Genomic DNA, 14820 nt, shown 5'->3' with positions numbered 1-14820 from the left:
AGGGAATGCGCTACGGCTTCGGCGGCCGCGGGCCGAACAGGGCGGTGCCGATCCGGACCAGGGTCGAGCCTTCCTCGATGGCGATCGCGAAGTCATCGCTCATCCCCATCGACAGGGTGTCCACGCGCGGATGCTCCGTGGCCAGCTGCTCGAACAGGGTGCGCATGCGCCGGAACGCCGGGCGTCGCAGTTCCGGGTCCTCGTGCGGCACCGGGATCGACATCAGACCGCGCAGCGCCAGCTGGGGCTCGGACGCCACCTGCGCGGCCAGGGCCGGCAGGTCGTCCGGGGCGCAGCCGGACTTGCCCGGCTCGGCCTCGACGTTCACCTGCACCAGCACGTTCAGCGGACCGCGCGCCGGGTCGCGGTGGCGGGCGAGGGCGGTGACGACGCTGGGTCGGTCGACGCTGTGCACCCAGTCGAAGGTCTGCGCGGCCAGCGCGGCCTTGTTCGACTGCAGGTGGCCGATCAGGTGCCAGGCCAGGCCGGGATGGCGCTCCGCCAGCGCGGCGCGCTTGGCCGCGGCCTCCTGCACGTAGTTCTCGCCGAACCCGCGCTGGCCGGCCTCGGCCAGGGCGGCCACGGCTTCCGCCGGCTGGGTCTTGGACACCGCGAGCAGCGCCGGCGCTGGCCGGCCACAGGCCTCGGCCGCGTTCTGGATGCGCTGCAGCACGATTCTGAGACGGTCGGCGGACATCGGTTTTCCGGGCATTGGCGGCAGCGGCGGGAGCGCTATACTGCCCCGCAGGGGATGTAACGTTCCAGCCTGCGCACAGAACGCGGGCCACCTGGGGGATCTTGGATGGATATCGCCGAACTGCTGGCCTTCTCGGTCAAGAACAAGGCTTCCGACTTGCACCTGTCCGCCGGCCTGCCGCCGATGATCCGCGTGGACGGCGACGTGCGCCGCATCAACATCCCCGCCCTGGACCACAAGCAGGTCCATGCGCTGGTCTACGACATCATGTCGGACAAGCAGCGGCGCGACTACGAGGAGTTCCTCGAGGTCGACTTCTCGTTCGAGATCCCGTCGCTGGCCCGCTTCCGCGTCAACGCGTTCAACCAGAACCGCGGCGCCGGCGCGGTGTTCCGTACCATTCCCTCGGACGTGCTGACCCTGGAGGACCTGGGCTGCCCGCCGATCTTCCGCGAGCTGATCAACCAGCCGCAGGGCCTGATCCTGGTCACCGGCCCGACCGGCTCGGGCAAGTCGACCACGCTGGCGGCGATGATCGACCACATCAACAAGAACGAGTACGGGCACATCCTCACCGTCGAGGACCCGATCGAGTTCGTGCACACCTCGCAGAAGTGCCTGATCAACCAGCGCGAGGTGCACCGCGACACCCACGGCTTCAACGAGGCCCTGCGCTCGGCGCTGCGCGAGGACCCCGACTACATCCTGGTCGGCGAAATGCGCGACCTGGAGACCATCCGCCTGGCGCTGACCGCCGCGGAGACCGGCCACCTGGTGTTCGGCACCCTGCACACCAGCTCGGCGGCCAAGACCATCGACCGCATCATTGACGTGTTCCCGGCCGGCGAGAAGCCGATGGTCCGCTCGATGCTGTCCGAATCGCTGCGCGCGGTGATCTCGCAGGCGCTGCTGAAGAAGGTCGGCGGCGGCCGTACCGCGGCCTGGGAGATCATGGTCGGCACCCCGGCCATCCGCAACCTGATCCGCGAGGACAAGGTCGCGCAGATGTACTCTGCGATCCAGACCGGCCAGCAGTACGGCATGATGACACTCGACCAGCACCTGCAGGACCTGGTCAAGCGCGGCCTGGTCACCCGCCAGCAGGCGAAGGAATACGCCAAGGACAAGCGCCTTTTCGAGTGATCGAAAAGGCGTGTGATTGGTGATTGGTCATTCGTGATTCGTAAAAGCCGTGATCGTGGGCGTGGATGGGTGAGCTGGAAAGGCGGTTTGCTTCCTCGAATCACCAATCACCGATCACGAATCACCGCTCCGCAGGAGCCCCAATGAGCACCATCGACTTCACCTCGTTCCTCAAGCTGATGGCGCACCAGAAGGCGTCGGACCTGTTCATCACCGCGGGCATGCCGCCGGCGATGAAGGTCCACGGCAAGATCACGCCGATCACGCAGACGCCGCTCACCCCGCAGCAGAGCCGCGACCTGGTGCTCAACGTGATGACGCCCCAGCAGCGCGAGGAATTCGAGAAGACCCACGAGTGCAACTTCGCCATCGGCGTGGCCGGCGTGGGCCGCTTCCGCGTGTCGTGCTTCTACCAGCGCAACCAGGTGGGCATGGTGCTGCGCCGGATCGAGACCAAGATCCCGACCGTCGAGGAGCTGAACCTGCCGCCGATCATCAAGACGCTGGCGATGACCAAGCGCGGCATCATCATCTTCGTCGGCGCCACCGGCACGGGTAAATCCACCTCGCTGGCGGCGATGATCGGCTACCGCAACCAGAACTCGACCGGCCACATCATCACCATCGAGGACCCGATCGAGTTCGTGCACAAGCACGAGGGCTGCATCGTCACCCAGCGCGAGGTCGGCATCGACACCGAGAGCTGGGAGGCGGCGCTGAAGAACACCCTGCGCCAGGCCCCGGACGTGATCATGATCGGCGAGGTGCGTACCCGCGAGGGCATGGACCATGCCATCGCCTTCGCCGAGACCGGCCACCTGGTGCTGTGCACCCTGCATGCGAACAACGCCAACCAGGCGATGGACCGCATCATCAACTTCTTCCCCGAGGACCGGCGCGGCCAGCTGCTGATGGACCTGTCGCTGAACCTCAAGGGCGTGGTCGCCCAGCAGCTGGTGCCGACCCCGGACGGCAAGGGCCGCCGCGTGGCCATGGAGATCCTGCTCGGCACCCCGCTGGTGCAGGACTACATCCGCGAGGGCGAGATCCACAAGCTCAAGGAGGTCATGAAGGAGTCGACCAACCTGGGCATGAAGACCTTCGACCAGAGCCTGTTCGAGCTGTACCAGGCCGGCGAGATCTCCTACGAGGACGCGCTGCGCTACGCCGACTCGCAGAACGAGGTGCGCCTGCGCATCAAGCTGTCCCAGGGCGGCGACGCCCGCACCCTGGCCCAGGGCCTGGACGGGGTGGAGATCGCCGAGGCGCGCTGAGGCGCCGCTGCCGGCCGGGTCCTTCCGGCGCACAGCGAGGCCGCCTCCGGGCGGCCTCGTCGTTTCCTGGCGACGTTACCCGGGCGCGGCTCAGGCTAGAATCGCGCCCCCCACCCGCGGCCCCCCACGTGAACGCCACCGATCCGGACCTCCGGCCCGGGCAGGAACCCCTGCCCGCGGACGGCACCGTCGTCACTTCCGGCCCCCTGACCCCGCCACCCGACTCGGCCGGGACCCGGGCGGACGACCGCGCCTTCCACCATTCGGTGGCCGAGGACGTGCAGGGCATGCTGCTGGCGACCCTGGTGGCCTCGCTGGGCCTGGCCGTGTTCGCCCAGGGCGGGCTGATGATCGGCGGCATGGCCGGGGTCTCGTTCCTGCTGCACTACGCGTTGGGCTGGAACTTCGGCCTGGTGTTCGTGCTGGTGAACCTGCCGTTCTACTGGATCGCGGTGCGGCGGATGGGCTGGGAGTTCACCCTCAAGACCTTCGTCGCGGTAGGCGCCTGCGGCCTGCTCACCGACCTGCTGCCGCGCTGGGCCGGCTACGCCTACATGTCGACGCTGTACTCGGCGGTGGTCGGCGGGGCGCTGTGCGGGCTCGGCGTGCTGTTCTTCATCCGCCACCGCGCCAGTCTCGGCGGCGTCGGCATCCTGGCGGTGTACCTGCAGCGCGACCACGGGATCAGCGCCGGCAAGGTCCAGCTGGCCTTTGACGCGCTGCTGATGACCGCGGCCTTCTTCGTGCTGCCGCCGTCGAAGGTGCTGTACTCGGCGGTCGGCGCGGTGCTGCTGAGCCTGGTGCTGATGTTCAACCACCGGCCGCACCGCTACATGGGCGTGTGACCGCCGGTGCCGGCGCTTCAGCCGGCCGCCGCCATCCACGGCGGCGCCAGCGGGGCGATCCGCGCCTGCACCGGGCAGTCGGCGCGGTGCGCGCCGGGCAGGTAGCCCAGGCTCATCAGGAACTCGCCGGTGATCTCGCCGCCGGTGAAGCGGAAGGTGCGGCGGAACAGCTTCACCCAGCCGGGCTTGTCCAGCGGGTGGTGGGCGTCCAGCCAGGCGGCGAAGCCGCCGTGGCTGTCGCGCAGGCGCCGGACCACCTGGGCGTTGTGGATCGCCGCCTCGATCTTCAGGCGGTTGCGGATGATCCCCGGATCGGCCAGCAGGCGCTGGCGGTCGGCCTCGCCGTAGGCGGCGACCCGGTCCACGTCGAAGCCGTCGTAGGCGCGGCGGAAGCCCTCGCGCTTCTTCAGCATGGTTTCCCAGCTCAGCCCGGCCTGGTTGATCTCCAGCAGCAGGCGCTCGAACAGGACGGGCTCGTCGCGCTCCGGGAAGCCGTACTCGTGGTCGTGGTAGGGGCCGTGCAGCGGGTGGCCCGGGGCGAAGTCGCAGTAGCCGGACATGTGGCGAGGCGTGGTGGTGGGCTGCCCGATTATGCGGCAGCCGGCCGCCGCCTCCGCATGGGCGCTAGAATGCGCGCATGTCCGTGGCGAACGACAACCTGGCCAACCAGCTGCTGATCGCACTGCCGGCGCTGGCCGATCCCAACTTCGCGCGCAGCGTGGCGCTGATCTGCCAGCACGACGAACAGGGTGCCATGGGCGTGGTGGTCAACCGCGCCTCCGAGTACACCCTCGGCCAGGTGCTGTCGCAGATGGGCATCGGCAGCGACGACGAGGAACTGTGCGCGCGCCCGGTGCTGCACGGCGGGCCGGTCCACCAGGAACGCGGCTTCGTCCTGCACGACGGCGACCGCGCCTGGGATTCCAGCCTGCAGGTGGCCGACGGCCTGTACCTGACCACCTCGCGCGACATCCTCGAGGCGATGGCCGCCGGCGAGGGGCCGCCGCGCGCGCTGGTGGCGCTGGGCTGCGCCGGCTGGGGCGCCGGCCAGCTCGAATACGAGTTGGGCGAGAACACCTGGCTGACCGCGCCGATGGACGCCGAGCTGCTGTTCGACCTGCCGCTGGAGCGCCGCTGGCAGACCGCGGCCGGGCGCATCGGCGTCGACCTGTTCCGCCTGGCCGATTACAGCGGGCATGCCTGAGGCCCCCGCGAACGAGGCCCTGCTCGCGGCCGACGCGATCGTGCTCGGCTTCGACGTCGGTTCGCGCCGCATCGGCGTGGCCGTCGGCAGCGCGCTGGGCGGGGCGCGGGCGGTGGCGGTGGTCGACGTGCGCGAGAACGGCACCGACTGGGCCGCGGTCGACCGCCTGCATGCGGAGTGGCGTCCGCGCGGCCTGGTGGTCGGCGACCCGATGACCCTCGACGGCGCCGACCAGCCGGCGCGCCGCCGCGCCCGCGCCTTCGCCAACCAGCTCAAGACCCGCTACCGGCTGCCGGTGGTGATGGTCGACGAACGTTCCAGCTCGGTCGAGGCGGCGCACCGCTTCGCCCGCGACCGTGCCGCCGGCAACCGCCGCCGCCGCGATGCCGCCGCGCTCGATGCCGCCGCCGCGGCGGTGATCATCGAGCGCTGGCTGGAGTCGCCCGGCGACGCCACGCCGGTGTGAGCCGCATCCATCTCCCATTCCCAGCACCTGCCACCGACGCCATGACGCCCCAGATCGATCCGAACGGCCGCCTGCGACACCTGCTGACCCTCGAGGGCATGCCGCCCGCCACCATGCTGCAGCTGCTCGACCGCGCCGGGCAGATCCGCGACGCGGCGGTCGGCCGCGTCGGCAAGCGCGCGGTGCTTGCCGGCACGGCGGTGTGCACGCTGTTCTTCGAGCCTTCCACGCGCACCCGCAGCTCGTTCCAGCTGGCCGCGCAACGGCTGGGCGCGGACGTGCTCAACTTCGACGCATCGACCTCGTCCACGCGCAAGGGCGAGACCGCGCGCGACACGCTGAAGAACCTGGAGGCGATGGGGGTGCGCGGCTTCATCGTGCGCCATCCGGGCGACGGGGCGGTGCAGGCGCTGGCCAACGCGGCCGGCGAGGGCACGGCGCTGGTCAACGCCGGCGACGGCCGCAACGCGCACCCGACCCAGGGCCTGCTCGACATGCTGACGCTGCGCCAGGCCAAGGGCAGCGATTTCTCGAAGCTGAAGATCCTGATCGTGGGCGACGTCAAGCATTCGCGGGTGGCGCGTTCCGACCTGCATGCGCTGCGCGCGCTGGGCGCGGGCGAGATCCGGGTCTGCGGGCCGGCCTCGCTGCTGCCGGACGCGGAGACCACCGCCGGCTGCGTGGTCGGCGACGATTTCGACGCGATGCTGGAGGGCGTGGACGCGGTGATGATGCTGCGCCTGCAGCGCGAGCGGATGGAAGAGGGCCTGGTGCCGTCGCTGGAGGACTACCACGCGCGCTACGGCCTCACCGCGCAGCGCCTGGCGCGCGCGGCGCGCGATGCGGCGGTGCTGCATCCGGGCCCGATCAACCGCGGCGTGGAAATCACCGACGAGGTCGCCGACGGCCCGCAGTCGTGGGTACTGCGCCAGGTCGCCAACGGCGTGGCCGTGCGCATGGCGGTGCTGGAGCACCTGCTCGGCTGAGCCGTGTCGCTCTCTCATCGGGAGAGAGGCCCGCGTCTGTAGCCCGGATAAGCGAAGCGCATCCGGGGACTGGGGGGCGGCCGTAACAGCAAACGCAACGGCAACGGCGTTCGCGTGGCGGGCTCCGGACGGAGCCGCGGCAGCGCGCGGGTATGGCGCATCGCGCGGTTCCGCGTCCGCGCCGGGAATGCGCCAGGGCGCTGGTGACGCCCGGCGCGTCGCCACGCGCCAGCTTCCCAACCGCATCACCCAGCGAGACGCTTTTGGCTACCCCCACGCTACCGCGTCTTCGGGCGCGTTCGGGTCGTGACTTCGTTCGTTCTCGCCACTCTCCCTGCGGGAGGGGCTGTGCGGTTGCTTCTTGTAGAGCGGGGCTTGCCCCGCTGCTTTTCGCGCACGTCGGACATCCGGCGTGGGAGTCGGGCAGGCCCGACTCTACGGGGCCAGAGGTCGACGCGCCGGAGCGGGGCGTGGGACGGCATGGGGTCATTCGCTCGCCAGCGGTCGCGGCGTGTCCGCGCCGGTTACGCCGCGGGCTTCTTCGACCAGGCCGAGGAACTCGTGGCGCAGGCCCCAGCGGTCGTCGCCGAGGGCGCCGCGAGCGGTGGTGGTGACGTCGCTCCAGGTCCAGTCGCCGACGTTGCCGCCGCCGCGCAGGAGGTCGGCGTAGCCGGCCACGGCGGTGGCGAAGCGCAGCGAAGGGCTGGGTTCCGGGCGCAGCGACGAGCGCAGCACCGGGGTCTCGATCAGGCGGCTCCGGTCCTGGTCCGGCAGCTTGTAGCGCAGGCGCAGGTGAGCCAGTTCGCCGGTCCTTGCCGCGGCGGAAGCGGATGGCGGGGCGCCGTAGCGCAGCGGCGGCAGGCGTTCGCCACCGGAGCCGGCCAGGGCGATCTCGTAGAGGGCGGTGACTTCGTGGCCGGCGCCGATGTCGCCGGCGTCGACGCGGTCGTTGGCGAAGTCGGCGTGGCCGAGCAGGCGGTTCTCGTAGCCGACCAGGCGGTATTCGGCGACCAGGGCGGGGTTGAACTCGAGCTGGATCTTCACGTCGCGGGCAATGGTCAGCAGCGTGGACTGCATCTGCTCGACCAGCACCTTGCGCGCTTCCTGCACGGTGTCGATGTAGGCGTGCTGGCCATCGCCGGCGTCGGCCAGGCGTTCGGCCATGGCGTCGTTGTAGTTGCCGCTGCCGAAGCCGAGGGTGGACAGGGCAATGCCGGACCTGCGCTGGTCGGCGACCCAGGTTTCCAGGGTGCCGCGGTCGACGGTGCCGACGTTGAAGTCGCCGTCGGTGGCCAGCAGGATGCGGTTGACGCCGCCTTCGACGAAGCCCTGGCGCGCCGCCGCGTAGGCCAGACGGATGCCTTCGCCGCCGTTGGTGCTGCCGCCGGCCTGGAGGCGTTCCAGTGCGGCGAGGATCTCGGCATGGCGGTCGCCCGGGGTGGGTGGCAGGACCAGGCCGGCCGAGCCGGCGTAGACCACGATCGAGACGCGGTCCTGCGCGCGCAGCTGCGGCACCAGCATGGCCAGCGCGCGCTTGAGCAGGGGCAGCTTGTCCGGCGAATCCATCGAGCCGGAGGTGTCGATGAGGAACACCAGGTTGGCCGGCGGCAGTTCCGCCTGGCGGACCTCGTAGCCCTTGATGCCGATCATCAGCAGTTGGCGGTTGGCGTTCCAGGGCGAGGGCGCCAGTTCGGTGGTCACGCGGAACGGGACGTCGCGGCTGGCCGGCGCCGGGTGGCCGTAGTCGAAGTAGTTGAGGAACTCCTCCACGCGCACCGCATCCGCCGGCGGGCGCACGCCCGCCCGCAGCATGCGGCGGACGTTGGCGTAGCTGCCGGTGTCCACGTCGATGGAGAAGGTCGACAGGGGCTGTTCGCTGGCGCGCTGCACCGGGTTGTCGTCGCGTCCGGCGTAGACCTCGGTGTTCGCTGGCGGCGGCGAGGGTACCGGCATCCAGTGCGGAGCCATCGCCTGGCGGCTCGCGTACGCGGCCATCGCGGCCGGGGCAGGCGGAGGCGGCGCCGGCGCCATCAGGCCGGCGGGGGCTTCGGCGACCTTGCGCCGGGCGAGGGCATGCTCGCGTGCCCGGGCCTGGGCCAGGGCCTCGGCCCGGGCATCGGCGGTGGCGTCCGCGTCGGCGGAAGCGGCGGTGCCCGACCGCGGGCCGGTACTGCAGGCGGCCGCGGCCAGGGCGATGGCGACGGCCAGGGCCAGGACGAGCGGGGACTTCGGGGCAGTGCGCATGTCGGGACTCCCGTGGGCTGGACGGGAGATCGAACGCGCGGGCGTGGCGGATGGGGTTGAAGGAGGGCGGGGGCCCTCGGGCCACTCAGGCGACCATGGGCTCGAATCCGATCCCCAGCCCGGCCATGCCCTCGCGCTCGGCCACCAGGTCGGCGCGCAGCAGCGGGCGGCTTTCGATCCAGTCGCGTTCCAGCACCAGCTGCAGGCGGTTGCCGCTGGCGGACAGGTCCAGCCGCGGGATGTCCTCGCCGTTGTGGCCGCGGTGCAGGACCACCGCCAGCCGCAGCAGCGCGGCCATGCGCCGCGCCGGCAGCAGCAGGCGGTCGGGCAGGGCGTCGAAGGCGCTCCTGGGTACCTTGCGCCGGTGCGTGCGCACCAGCGCGGCCAGCACCTGCTGTTCCTGGCGGGAGAAGCCGGACAGGTCCGAATGCTCCAGCACGTAGGAACCGTGCACGTGGTAGCCGCTGTGGGCGATCGCCAGGCCCAGCTCGTGCACGCGCGCGGCCCAGCCGAGCATGCGCGCGTCGTCGTCTTCCAGGTTCCAGTCGGCGGCGACCTGTTCGAGCAGGCGCAGCGCGGTGGCTTCGACCCGCGCCGCCTGCACCTCGTCGATGCCGTAGCGCATGACCAGCGACGCGATCGAGGCGTCGCGCGGATCGGCGGCGCTGCCGCGGCCGAGCATGTCGTAGATGATGCCTTCGCGCATCGCCGCCTTGCTGACCAGCAGCTTCTGCAACCCGAGCGCGCGGAACGCCGCCTCCAGCACCAGCACGCCGCCAGCGATGATCGGGCGGCGCTCGGCGGACAGGCCAGGGAGGTCGATCTGGTCGATGCTGTCGGCGCGCAGCAGCTGTTCGCGCACCTTGGGCAGGGCCTCGGCGGTGATCGCGCCCTTGGTCAGCTTCATCGCCGCGCAGATCTCGCCGATGGCCTTGTGCGTGCCGGACGAACCCAGCACCTCCTGCCAGCCGAGTTGGCGGTAGCGACGCGCGAACTGCTGGAACTCGGCGGTGATCCCGGTAACCGCGGCGTTCCAGCGGCGCTTCGACAGGCGGCCGTTGGGGAAGAAGCGGCGGGTGGAAGCAATGCAGCCGGCCTGCAGGCTCTCGCGCTCCACCGGCTCGAAGCCGCGGCCGATGATGAACTCGGTCGAGCCGCCGCCGATGTCGATCACCAGGCGCAGCTGTCCCGGCTTGGGCGGCTGCGCATGGGCCACGCCAAGGTAGATCAGGCGCGCCTCCTCGCGGCCGGACACCACTTCGATCGGATGCCCCAGCGCGGTCTCGCCGGCGTGCAGGAATTCGTGCGGATCGCGCAGCTTGCGCACCGAGTTGGTCGCCAGCGCGCGAACGTGCAGGCGCTCGACGCCGCGCAGGCGCTGGCCGAAGCGCGCCAGGCAGTCGAGCGCGCGCTGCCGCGCCGGCTCGCTCAGCCCGCCGTGTTCGTCCAGGCCGTCGGCCAGGCGCACGGTTTCGCGCAGGCGGTCGATCACCCGCAACTGGCCCGGCTTGTGCTGGGCCAGGACCATGTGGAAGCTGTTGGAACCGAGGTCGATCGCGGCCAGCGCGTCGCCGTCCTGGACCTGCGGGCGGGGGGGCGGAAAGGGCATGGCGCGTATCCTAGCGGAAGCTCCATGCCTGCTGCCCGTGGCAGGTGCGATCCCTACAGCGCATCCAGCAGCGCCTGTTGCGCCGAATGCGGTGCCTCGCCCGGGGCCGGTTCGCGCTTGCGGTAGCTGCCGTCGGCACCCAGCTCCCAGGCGTTGAGGTTGTCGGCCAGGCAGCTCTGCAGCACCTCGCGGTACACGCGCTCGGCCAGCGCCGGGTCGAGGATCGGGAAGCAGGTTTCCACCCGGCGCAGCAGGTTGCGCTCCAGCCAGTCGGCGCTGGCGCAGAACAGCTCAGGTCTGCCGTCGTTGCCGAACCAGTACACGCGGCTGTGCTCGAGGAAGCGGCCGACGATCGAGCGCACGCGGATGTTGTCGGACACGCCCGGCACGCCGGGGCGCAGCGTGCAGGCGCCGCGCACGATCAGGTCGATCTGCACGCCCGCCTGCGAGGCCTCGTAGAGCGCGCGCACCACCTGCGGCTCGTTGAGGGCGTTCATCTTGGCGATGATCCGTCCCGCCCGTCCGCTGCGCGCCAGCCGCGTTTCGCGCTGGATCCGCTGCAGGATCCCGCTGTGCAGGGTGAACGGCGACTGCAGGATGCGCCGCAGCCGGATCGACGGCGCCAGGCCGGACAGCTGCTGGAACAGCAGGTGCACGTCGTTGCCGATCTCCGGGTCGGCGGTGATCAGGCCCAGGTCGGTGTAGGCGTTGGCGGTGCCGCTGTGGTAGTTGCCCGTGCCCAGGTGCACGTAGCGGCGCAGCCGGCGGCCCTCGCGCCGCACCACCAGCATCATCTTGGCGTGGGTCTTGTAGCCGACCACGCCGTAGACCACCTGCACGCCGGCCTCCTGCAGGCGCTCGGCGAAGGCGAGGTTGGCCTCCTCGTCGAAGCGCGCGCGCAGCTCGACCACCGCGGTGACGTCCTTGCCGTTGCGCGCGGCCAGGACCAGCGCATCGACGATGGCCGAGTTCTTGGCGGTGCGGTACAGGGTCTGCTTGATCGCCAGCACGTCAGGGTCGGACGCCGCCTGGGTGACCAGCTCCAGCACGCCGGAGAACGAGTCGAACGGGTGGTGCAGCAGGACGTCGCCGGCCGAGACCACCGCGAACACGTCGCGGTCCCCGAGGCGGCTGCGCGGCGAGAACGCCGGGTACTTCAGGTCCGGCCGCTGGACCAGTTCGTGGACCACGATCGCGCGGTTGAGGTTGACCGGGCCGTCGATGTAGTAGACCGCGTTCTCCGGCAGCTCGAAGTTCTGCAGCAGGGTGCGCACGATCGGCCGCGGGCAGTCGTGCGAGATCTCCAGGCGCACCGCGGGACGGTAGCCGCGCCCGGCCAGTTCGCTGCGCACGGCCGAGGCCAGGTTCTCGACCTCGTCCTCGTCCACCACCAGTTCGGAGTTGCGGGTCACCCGGAACTGGTAGGCGCCGCGCACCTCCATGCCCGGGAACAGCTCGTCGGCGAACGCCGACAGCATCGACGACAGCAGCACGAAGGCCTGGCGGCCCTTGCCGGCGAGGCTGGGCGGCAGCTCGATGATGCGGCTCAGCGAGCGCGGCGCGCGCACCACCGCCAGGTGGCCCGGGCGCCCGAACGCGTCGATGCCGTCGAGCACCACCACCACGTTGAGCGACTTGTTGAGGATGCGCGGGAACGGATGCGAGGGATCCAGCCCCAGCGGCGACAGCACAGGCACCACGTTCTTGCGGAACCAGGCGCGCAGCCAGCGGCGCTGCCGCGGGTTCCAGGTGCGGCGGGGCAGGATGTCGACCCCGGCCTCGGCCAGGGCCGGACGCAGCTCGGTGTTCCAGCAGCGGTACTGCGCCTCCACCAGTTCCGCCGCGCGCTGGTGGATCAGTTCCATCAGCTGCGCCGGGGCGATGCCGTCGGACTGCGCCGGCAGGCCCAGCGCCTGGGCGTGGCGCACCATCGCCGCGCGGATCTCGAAGAACTCGTCGAGGTTGGTGCAGGAGATGCACAGGAAGCGCAGCCGCTCCAGCACCGGTACCGACGGGTCGCGCGCCTGCGCCAGCACGCGGAAGTTGAAATCCAGCTGGCCCAGTTCGCGGTTGAGGTACAGCGCCGGGTCGCGCAGTACGTCGTCGCCGTCGCCTGCGGGGGCGGCCGCTGCCGGATCGGAAGGAAGCAGGTCGTTTTCCATCGTCGCGCGCAACTCGTAAGCGGGTCAGTGGCTGGCCTGGCGGGCCGCAGGCGGTTCGGCCTCTCCATCATGCCTCGCCCGGACCCGCCCGGGGCCGAAGTGGCAGCTGAAGGTGCTGCCCTGGCCGACCGTGCTCTCCACCTCCAGCCGTGCCTGGTGGAGGCCCAGCACGTGCTTGGCGATGGACAGCCCCAGGCCGGTGCCGCCGCTTTCGCGCGAGCGGCTGCCGGATACCCGGTAGAAGCGCTCGGTCAGGCGCGGCAGGTGCGCCGCGGGGATGCCCTGGCCGGTGTCCTGCACCGAGAGGACTGCGCCGCCGCCGGCATCGCGGGCGAAGCGGATCGTGATCCGGCCGCCGGCGGGGGTGTAGCGGACCGCATTGGTGACCAGGTTGGAGAAGGCGCTGTGCAGCTCCTGGCCGGAGCCGGCCAGGTCGCAGCCGGCCAGGTCCTGCACCTCGATCGCGTGCCGGCCCTGCGACCAGGCCTCGGCCTCGCGGCGCAGCGCGGCCAGCATCGGCGCCATGGCCACGGTCTCCTCGGGCAGGCTGTCGCGTGCTTCCAGCCGCGAGAGCGTGAGCAGGTCCTCGACCAGCCGGGTCATGCGCTGCGACTGCCGGCGCATCTCCTCCAGCATCGGCTGCCACTCGGGCATGTCTTCCGGATCGAGCATGTCCAGGTAGCCGTGGACCACGGTCAGCGGGGTGCGCAGTTCATGGGAGACGTTGGCGACGAAGTCCTGCCGCATCTGTTCCAGGTGCAGCAGCTTGCTGACGTCGCGGGCGACCAGCAGCCAGTAGTCCTCCGAATACGGGACCAGGCGCAGGTCCAGGCGCACGCGCTCGTCCACCGGCGAGCGCGCGTCATGCATCGGTTCGGCGTTGCGCCCGGCGGCCAGCCAGCGCGCCAGCGGCAGCGGCTGCAGGCGTTCGACCACCGGCGCGCCGCGGTCCCGCGGCCGGTGCAGGCCGAGCAGGACGGTGCTGGCGCGGTTGGACCAGAGGATGCGCAGGGTGTCGCGGTCGACCACCACCACCGCGTCGGGGAGGGCGTCGGCGGCGGCGCGGTAGGCGCGCAGCAGGTCGAGCAGGCGACGCTTGCGCGCCCGCATTTCCGCCCGGTCGCGCCGCAGCAGCCCGGCCAGCGCGTTCCACACGCCCTTGCCGCCGCGTCGGGGCGGCGCGGCCCGGTGCGCGTCGATGTCAGCCAGCATGCGATGCAGGCGTCCGCCGTGCCAGGCCAGCAGGACCAGCGCCGCGGCCGCCAGCGTCCAGGCGGGCTGGCCGAGGGCCAGGCCGAGCAGCAGCGCGATGGCCAGCAGCGCGAGGGTGCCGGCCAGGGTGCGCCGCCACGCCGCGCGCAGGGGCACGGGTGCGCGGCCCGGAGCGGCAGCGGATTCCAGCCTGTCGGGGAAGGGCCTCATACCGTGGGCGCGCTCCCGCTCAGGTCGCGGTCGAGAAGCGGTAGCCGGCACCGCGCACGGTCTGGATCAGCGCGTCGGCGGCGAACGGCTCCAGGGTCTTGCGCAGGCGGCGGATGTGCACGTCGATGGTGCGTTCCTCGACGTACACGCTGCCGCCCCAGACGTGGTCCAGCAGCTGGGCGCGGCTGTACACGCGTTCGGGGTGGGTCATGAAGAAGTGCAGCAGGCGGTATTCGGTGGGGCCGATCGGCACGGTGCTGTCGCCGGCGAAGACGCGGTGCGCGGCGCCGTCGATGCGCAGCGGGCCGGCGCTGATGCTGCCGTCCTCGTCGTCCTCGCGGGTGCGGCGCATCACCGCGCGGACCCGCGCCAGCAGCTCGCGCGCCGAGAACGGCTTGACCACGTAGTCGTCGACGCCGGCCTCCAGGCCGCCGACGCGGTCGTCCTCCTCGCCGCGGGCGGTGAGCATGATGATCGGCACCTCGCGGGTCAGTGCCTCGCGGCGCCAGCGCCGGGCCAGCTCCAGGCCGCTGGTGCCCGGCAGCATCCAGTCCAGCAGGATCAGGTCGGGCACGCGCTCGGCGATGGCCGCCTGCGCCTCGCGCGCGTCGCCGGCATGGACCGGCGCGTAGTCGCCCTTGCGCAGGGCGAAGGCGACCATGTCGCGGATGGCCGGTTCGTCGTCGACGATCAGGATCTGCTTCTGCACGGAACGTCCAGGGAGGGCGCGTCGCCGCGATTAGACTACCGTTCGATGACCGGCGTGTT

The 14820-nt window shown here is 71.3% G+C and carries 13 protein-coding genes; 6 read left to right on the top strand and 7 right to left on the bottom strand.

The genetic code is table 11. The features are described 5' to 3' along the window. Positions 1 to 10: 10 nt before the first annotated feature. A complete protein-coding gene (locus tag PSEJ35_RS0112270) occupies positions 11 to 697 on the bottom strand; it encodes a YggS family pyridoxal phosphate-dependent enzyme (protein WP_028918051.1) in 687 nt (228 codons plus the stop codon). Between the two features lie 105 nt (positions 698 to 802). Between PSEJ35_RS0112270 and PSEJ35_RS0112265 the strand changes: the two genes are divergently transcribed. From PSEJ35_RS0112265 to PSEJ35_RS0112255, 3 genes are all read left to right on the top strand, one after another. Beyond that, positions 803 to 1840, top strand: a complete 1038-nt coding sequence (locus tag PSEJ35_RS0112265; protein WP_024869363.1) for a type IV pilus twitching motility protein PilT — start codon at positions 803 to 805, stop codon at positions 1838 to 1840. 143 nt (positions 1841 to 1983) lie between these two features. Further along, entirely contained in the window at positions 1984 to 3114 is a 1131-nt protein-coding gene (locus PSEJ35_RS0112260; RefSeq protein WP_028918050.1) for a PilT/PilU family type 4a pilus ATPase, read from the top strand. 170 nt (positions 3115 to 3284) lie between these two features. After that, positions 3285 to 3959: a YitT family protein gene (locus PSEJ35_RS0112255; protein WP_028918049.1), complete on the top strand. Its 675-nt coding sequence runs from the start codon at positions 3285 to 3287 to the stop codon at positions 3957 to 3959. A gap of 17 nt (positions 3960 to 3976) precedes the next feature. Here PSEJ35_RS0112255 and PSEJ35_RS0112250 read toward each other — a convergent pair whose 3' ends face one another. Continuing rightward, positions 3977 to 4519 carry a DNA-3-methyladenine glycosylase I gene (locus PSEJ35_RS0112250; RefSeq protein WP_028918048.1) on the bottom strand — a complete coding sequence of 181 codons (543 nt, stop codon included), beginning with the start codon at positions 4517 to 4519 and terminating at the stop codon, positions 3977 to 3979. Positions 4520 to 4596: 77 nt separating this feature from the next. Here PSEJ35_RS0112250 and PSEJ35_RS0112245 point away from each other — a divergent pair, with 77 nt between their 5' ends. The 3 genes from PSEJ35_RS0112245 to PSEJ35_RS0112235 are packed head-to-tail and all read left to right on the top strand — an operon-like array spanning position 4597 to position 6615. Beyond that, positions 4597 to 5163: a YqgE/AlgH family protein gene (locus PSEJ35_RS0112245; RefSeq protein ID WP_028918047.1), complete on the top strand. Its 567-nt coding sequence runs from the start codon at positions 4597 to 4599 to the stop codon at positions 5161 to 5163. After that, positions 5156 to 5629, top strand: coding sequence for a Holliday junction resolvase RuvX (ruvX, locus tag PSEJ35_RS0112240; RefSeq protein ID WP_028918046.1), 474 nt, complete (start codon positions 5156 to 5158; stop codon positions 5627 to 5629). Before PSEJ35_RS0112245 ends, ruvX begins: the two co-directional genes overlap by 8 nt. A gap of 41 nt (positions 5630 to 5670) precedes the next feature. Beyond that, positions 5671 to 6615 (top strand): aspartate carbamoyltransferase catalytic subunit, encoded by a 945-nt coding sequence (locus PSEJ35_RS0112235; protein ID WP_028918045.1) that lies wholly within the window; start codon positions 5671 to 5673, stop codon positions 6613 to 6615. Positions 6616 to 7101: 486 nt separating this feature from the next. Here PSEJ35_RS0112235 and PSEJ35_RS0112230 read toward each other — a convergent pair whose 3' ends face one another. The 5 genes from PSEJ35_RS0112230 to phoB all read right to left on the bottom strand — a co-directional run bounded on the left by PSEJ35_RS0112230 (position 7102) and on the right by phoB (position 14761). Next, positions 7102 to 8859, bottom strand: a complete 1758-nt coding sequence (locus PSEJ35_RS0112230) for a VWA domain-containing protein (protein ID WP_028918044.1) — start codon at positions 8857 to 8859, stop codon at positions 7102 to 7104. An 85-nt stretch (positions 8860 to 8944) separates the two neighbouring features. After that, complete coding sequence (gene ppx / locus PSEJ35_RS0112225) at positions 8945 to 10468, bottom strand: exopolyphosphatase (protein WP_028918043.1); 1524 nt, start codon at positions 10466 to 10468, stop codon at positions 8945 to 8947. Between the two features lie 53 nt (positions 10469 to 10521). Then, on the bottom strand, positions 10522 to 12630 hold the full coding sequence (gene ppk1 / locus PSEJ35_RS0112220; RefSeq protein WP_028918042.1) for a polyphosphate kinase 1: 2109 nt from the start codon (positions 12628 to 12630) through the stop codon (positions 10522 to 10524). A gap of 24 nt (positions 12631 to 12654) precedes the next feature. After that, a complete protein-coding gene (gene phoR / locus PSEJ35_RS0112215; RefSeq protein ID WP_051412668.1) occupies positions 12655 to 14052 on the bottom strand; it encodes a phosphate regulon sensor histidine kinase PhoR in 1398 nt (465 codons plus the stop codon). A gap of 19 nt (positions 14053 to 14071) precedes the next feature. Then, positions 14072 to 14761: a phosphate regulon transcriptional regulator PhoB gene (gene phoB, locus PSEJ35_RS0112210; RefSeq protein ID WP_028918040.1), complete on the bottom strand. Its 690-nt coding sequence runs from the start codon at positions 14759 to 14761 to the stop codon at positions 14072 to 14074. Positions 14762 to 14820: the final 59 nt, after the last annotated feature.

The sequence above is a fragment of the Pseudoxanthomonas sp. J35 genome (assembly GCF_000513995.1).
In the GTDB taxonomy this organism is placed as follows: Bacteria; Pseudomonadota; Gammaproteobacteria; order Xanthomonadales; family Xanthomonadaceae; genus Pseudoxanthomonas.
The sequence above is the reverse complement of the archived record's forward strand: the minus strand, read 5'-3'. Positions and strand labels throughout refer to the sequence as shown.

What these genes read in the sequence shown, in the direction of transcription:
- PSEJ35_RS0112270 (WP_028918051.1), bottom strand. Translation starts at nt 697, where the DNA reads ATGTCCGCCGACCGTCTCAGAATCGTGCTGCAGCGCATCCAGAACGCG.
- PSEJ35_RS0112265 (WP_024869363.1), top strand. Translation starts at nt 803, where the DNA reads ATGGATATCGCCGAACTGCTGGCCTTCTCGGTCAAGAACAAGGCTTCC.
- PSEJ35_RS0112260 (WP_028918050.1), top strand. Translation starts at nt 1,984, where the DNA reads ATGAGCACCATCGACTTCACCTCGTTCCTCAAGCTGATGGCGCACCAG.
- PSEJ35_RS0112250 (WP_028918048.1), bottom strand. Translation starts at nt 4,519, where the DNA reads ATGTCCGGCTACTGCGACTTCGCCCCGGGCCACCCGCTGCACGGCCCC.
- PSEJ35_RS0112245 (WP_028918047.1), top strand. Translation starts at nt 4,597, where the DNA reads ATGTCCGTGGCGAACGACAACCTGGCCAACCAGCTGCTGATCGCACTG.
- ruvX (WP_028918046.1), top strand. Translation starts at nt 5,156, where the DNA reads ATGCCTGAGGCCCCCGCGAACGAGGCCCTGCTCGCGGCCGACGCGATC.
- PSEJ35_RS0112235 (WP_028918045.1), top strand. Translation starts at nt 5,671, where the DNA reads ATGACGCCCCAGATCGATCCGAACGGCCGCCTGCGACACCTGCTGACC.
- PSEJ35_RS0112230 (WP_028918044.1), bottom strand. Translation starts at nt 8,859, where the DNA reads ATGCGCACTGCCCCGAAGTCCCCGCTCGTCCTGGCCCTGGCCGTCGCC.
- ppx (WP_028918043.1), bottom strand. Translation starts at nt 10,468, where the DNA reads ATGCCCTTTCCGCCCCCCCGCCCGCAGGTCCAGGACGGCGACGCGCTG.
- ppk1 (WP_028918042.1), bottom strand. Translation starts at nt 12,630, where the DNA reads ATGGAAAACGACCTGCTTCCTTCCGATCCGGCAGCGGCCGCCCCCGCA.
- phoR (WP_051412668.1), bottom strand. Translation starts at nt 14,052, where the DNA reads ATGAGGCCCTTCCCCGACAGGCTGGAATCCGCTGCCGCTCCGGGCCGC.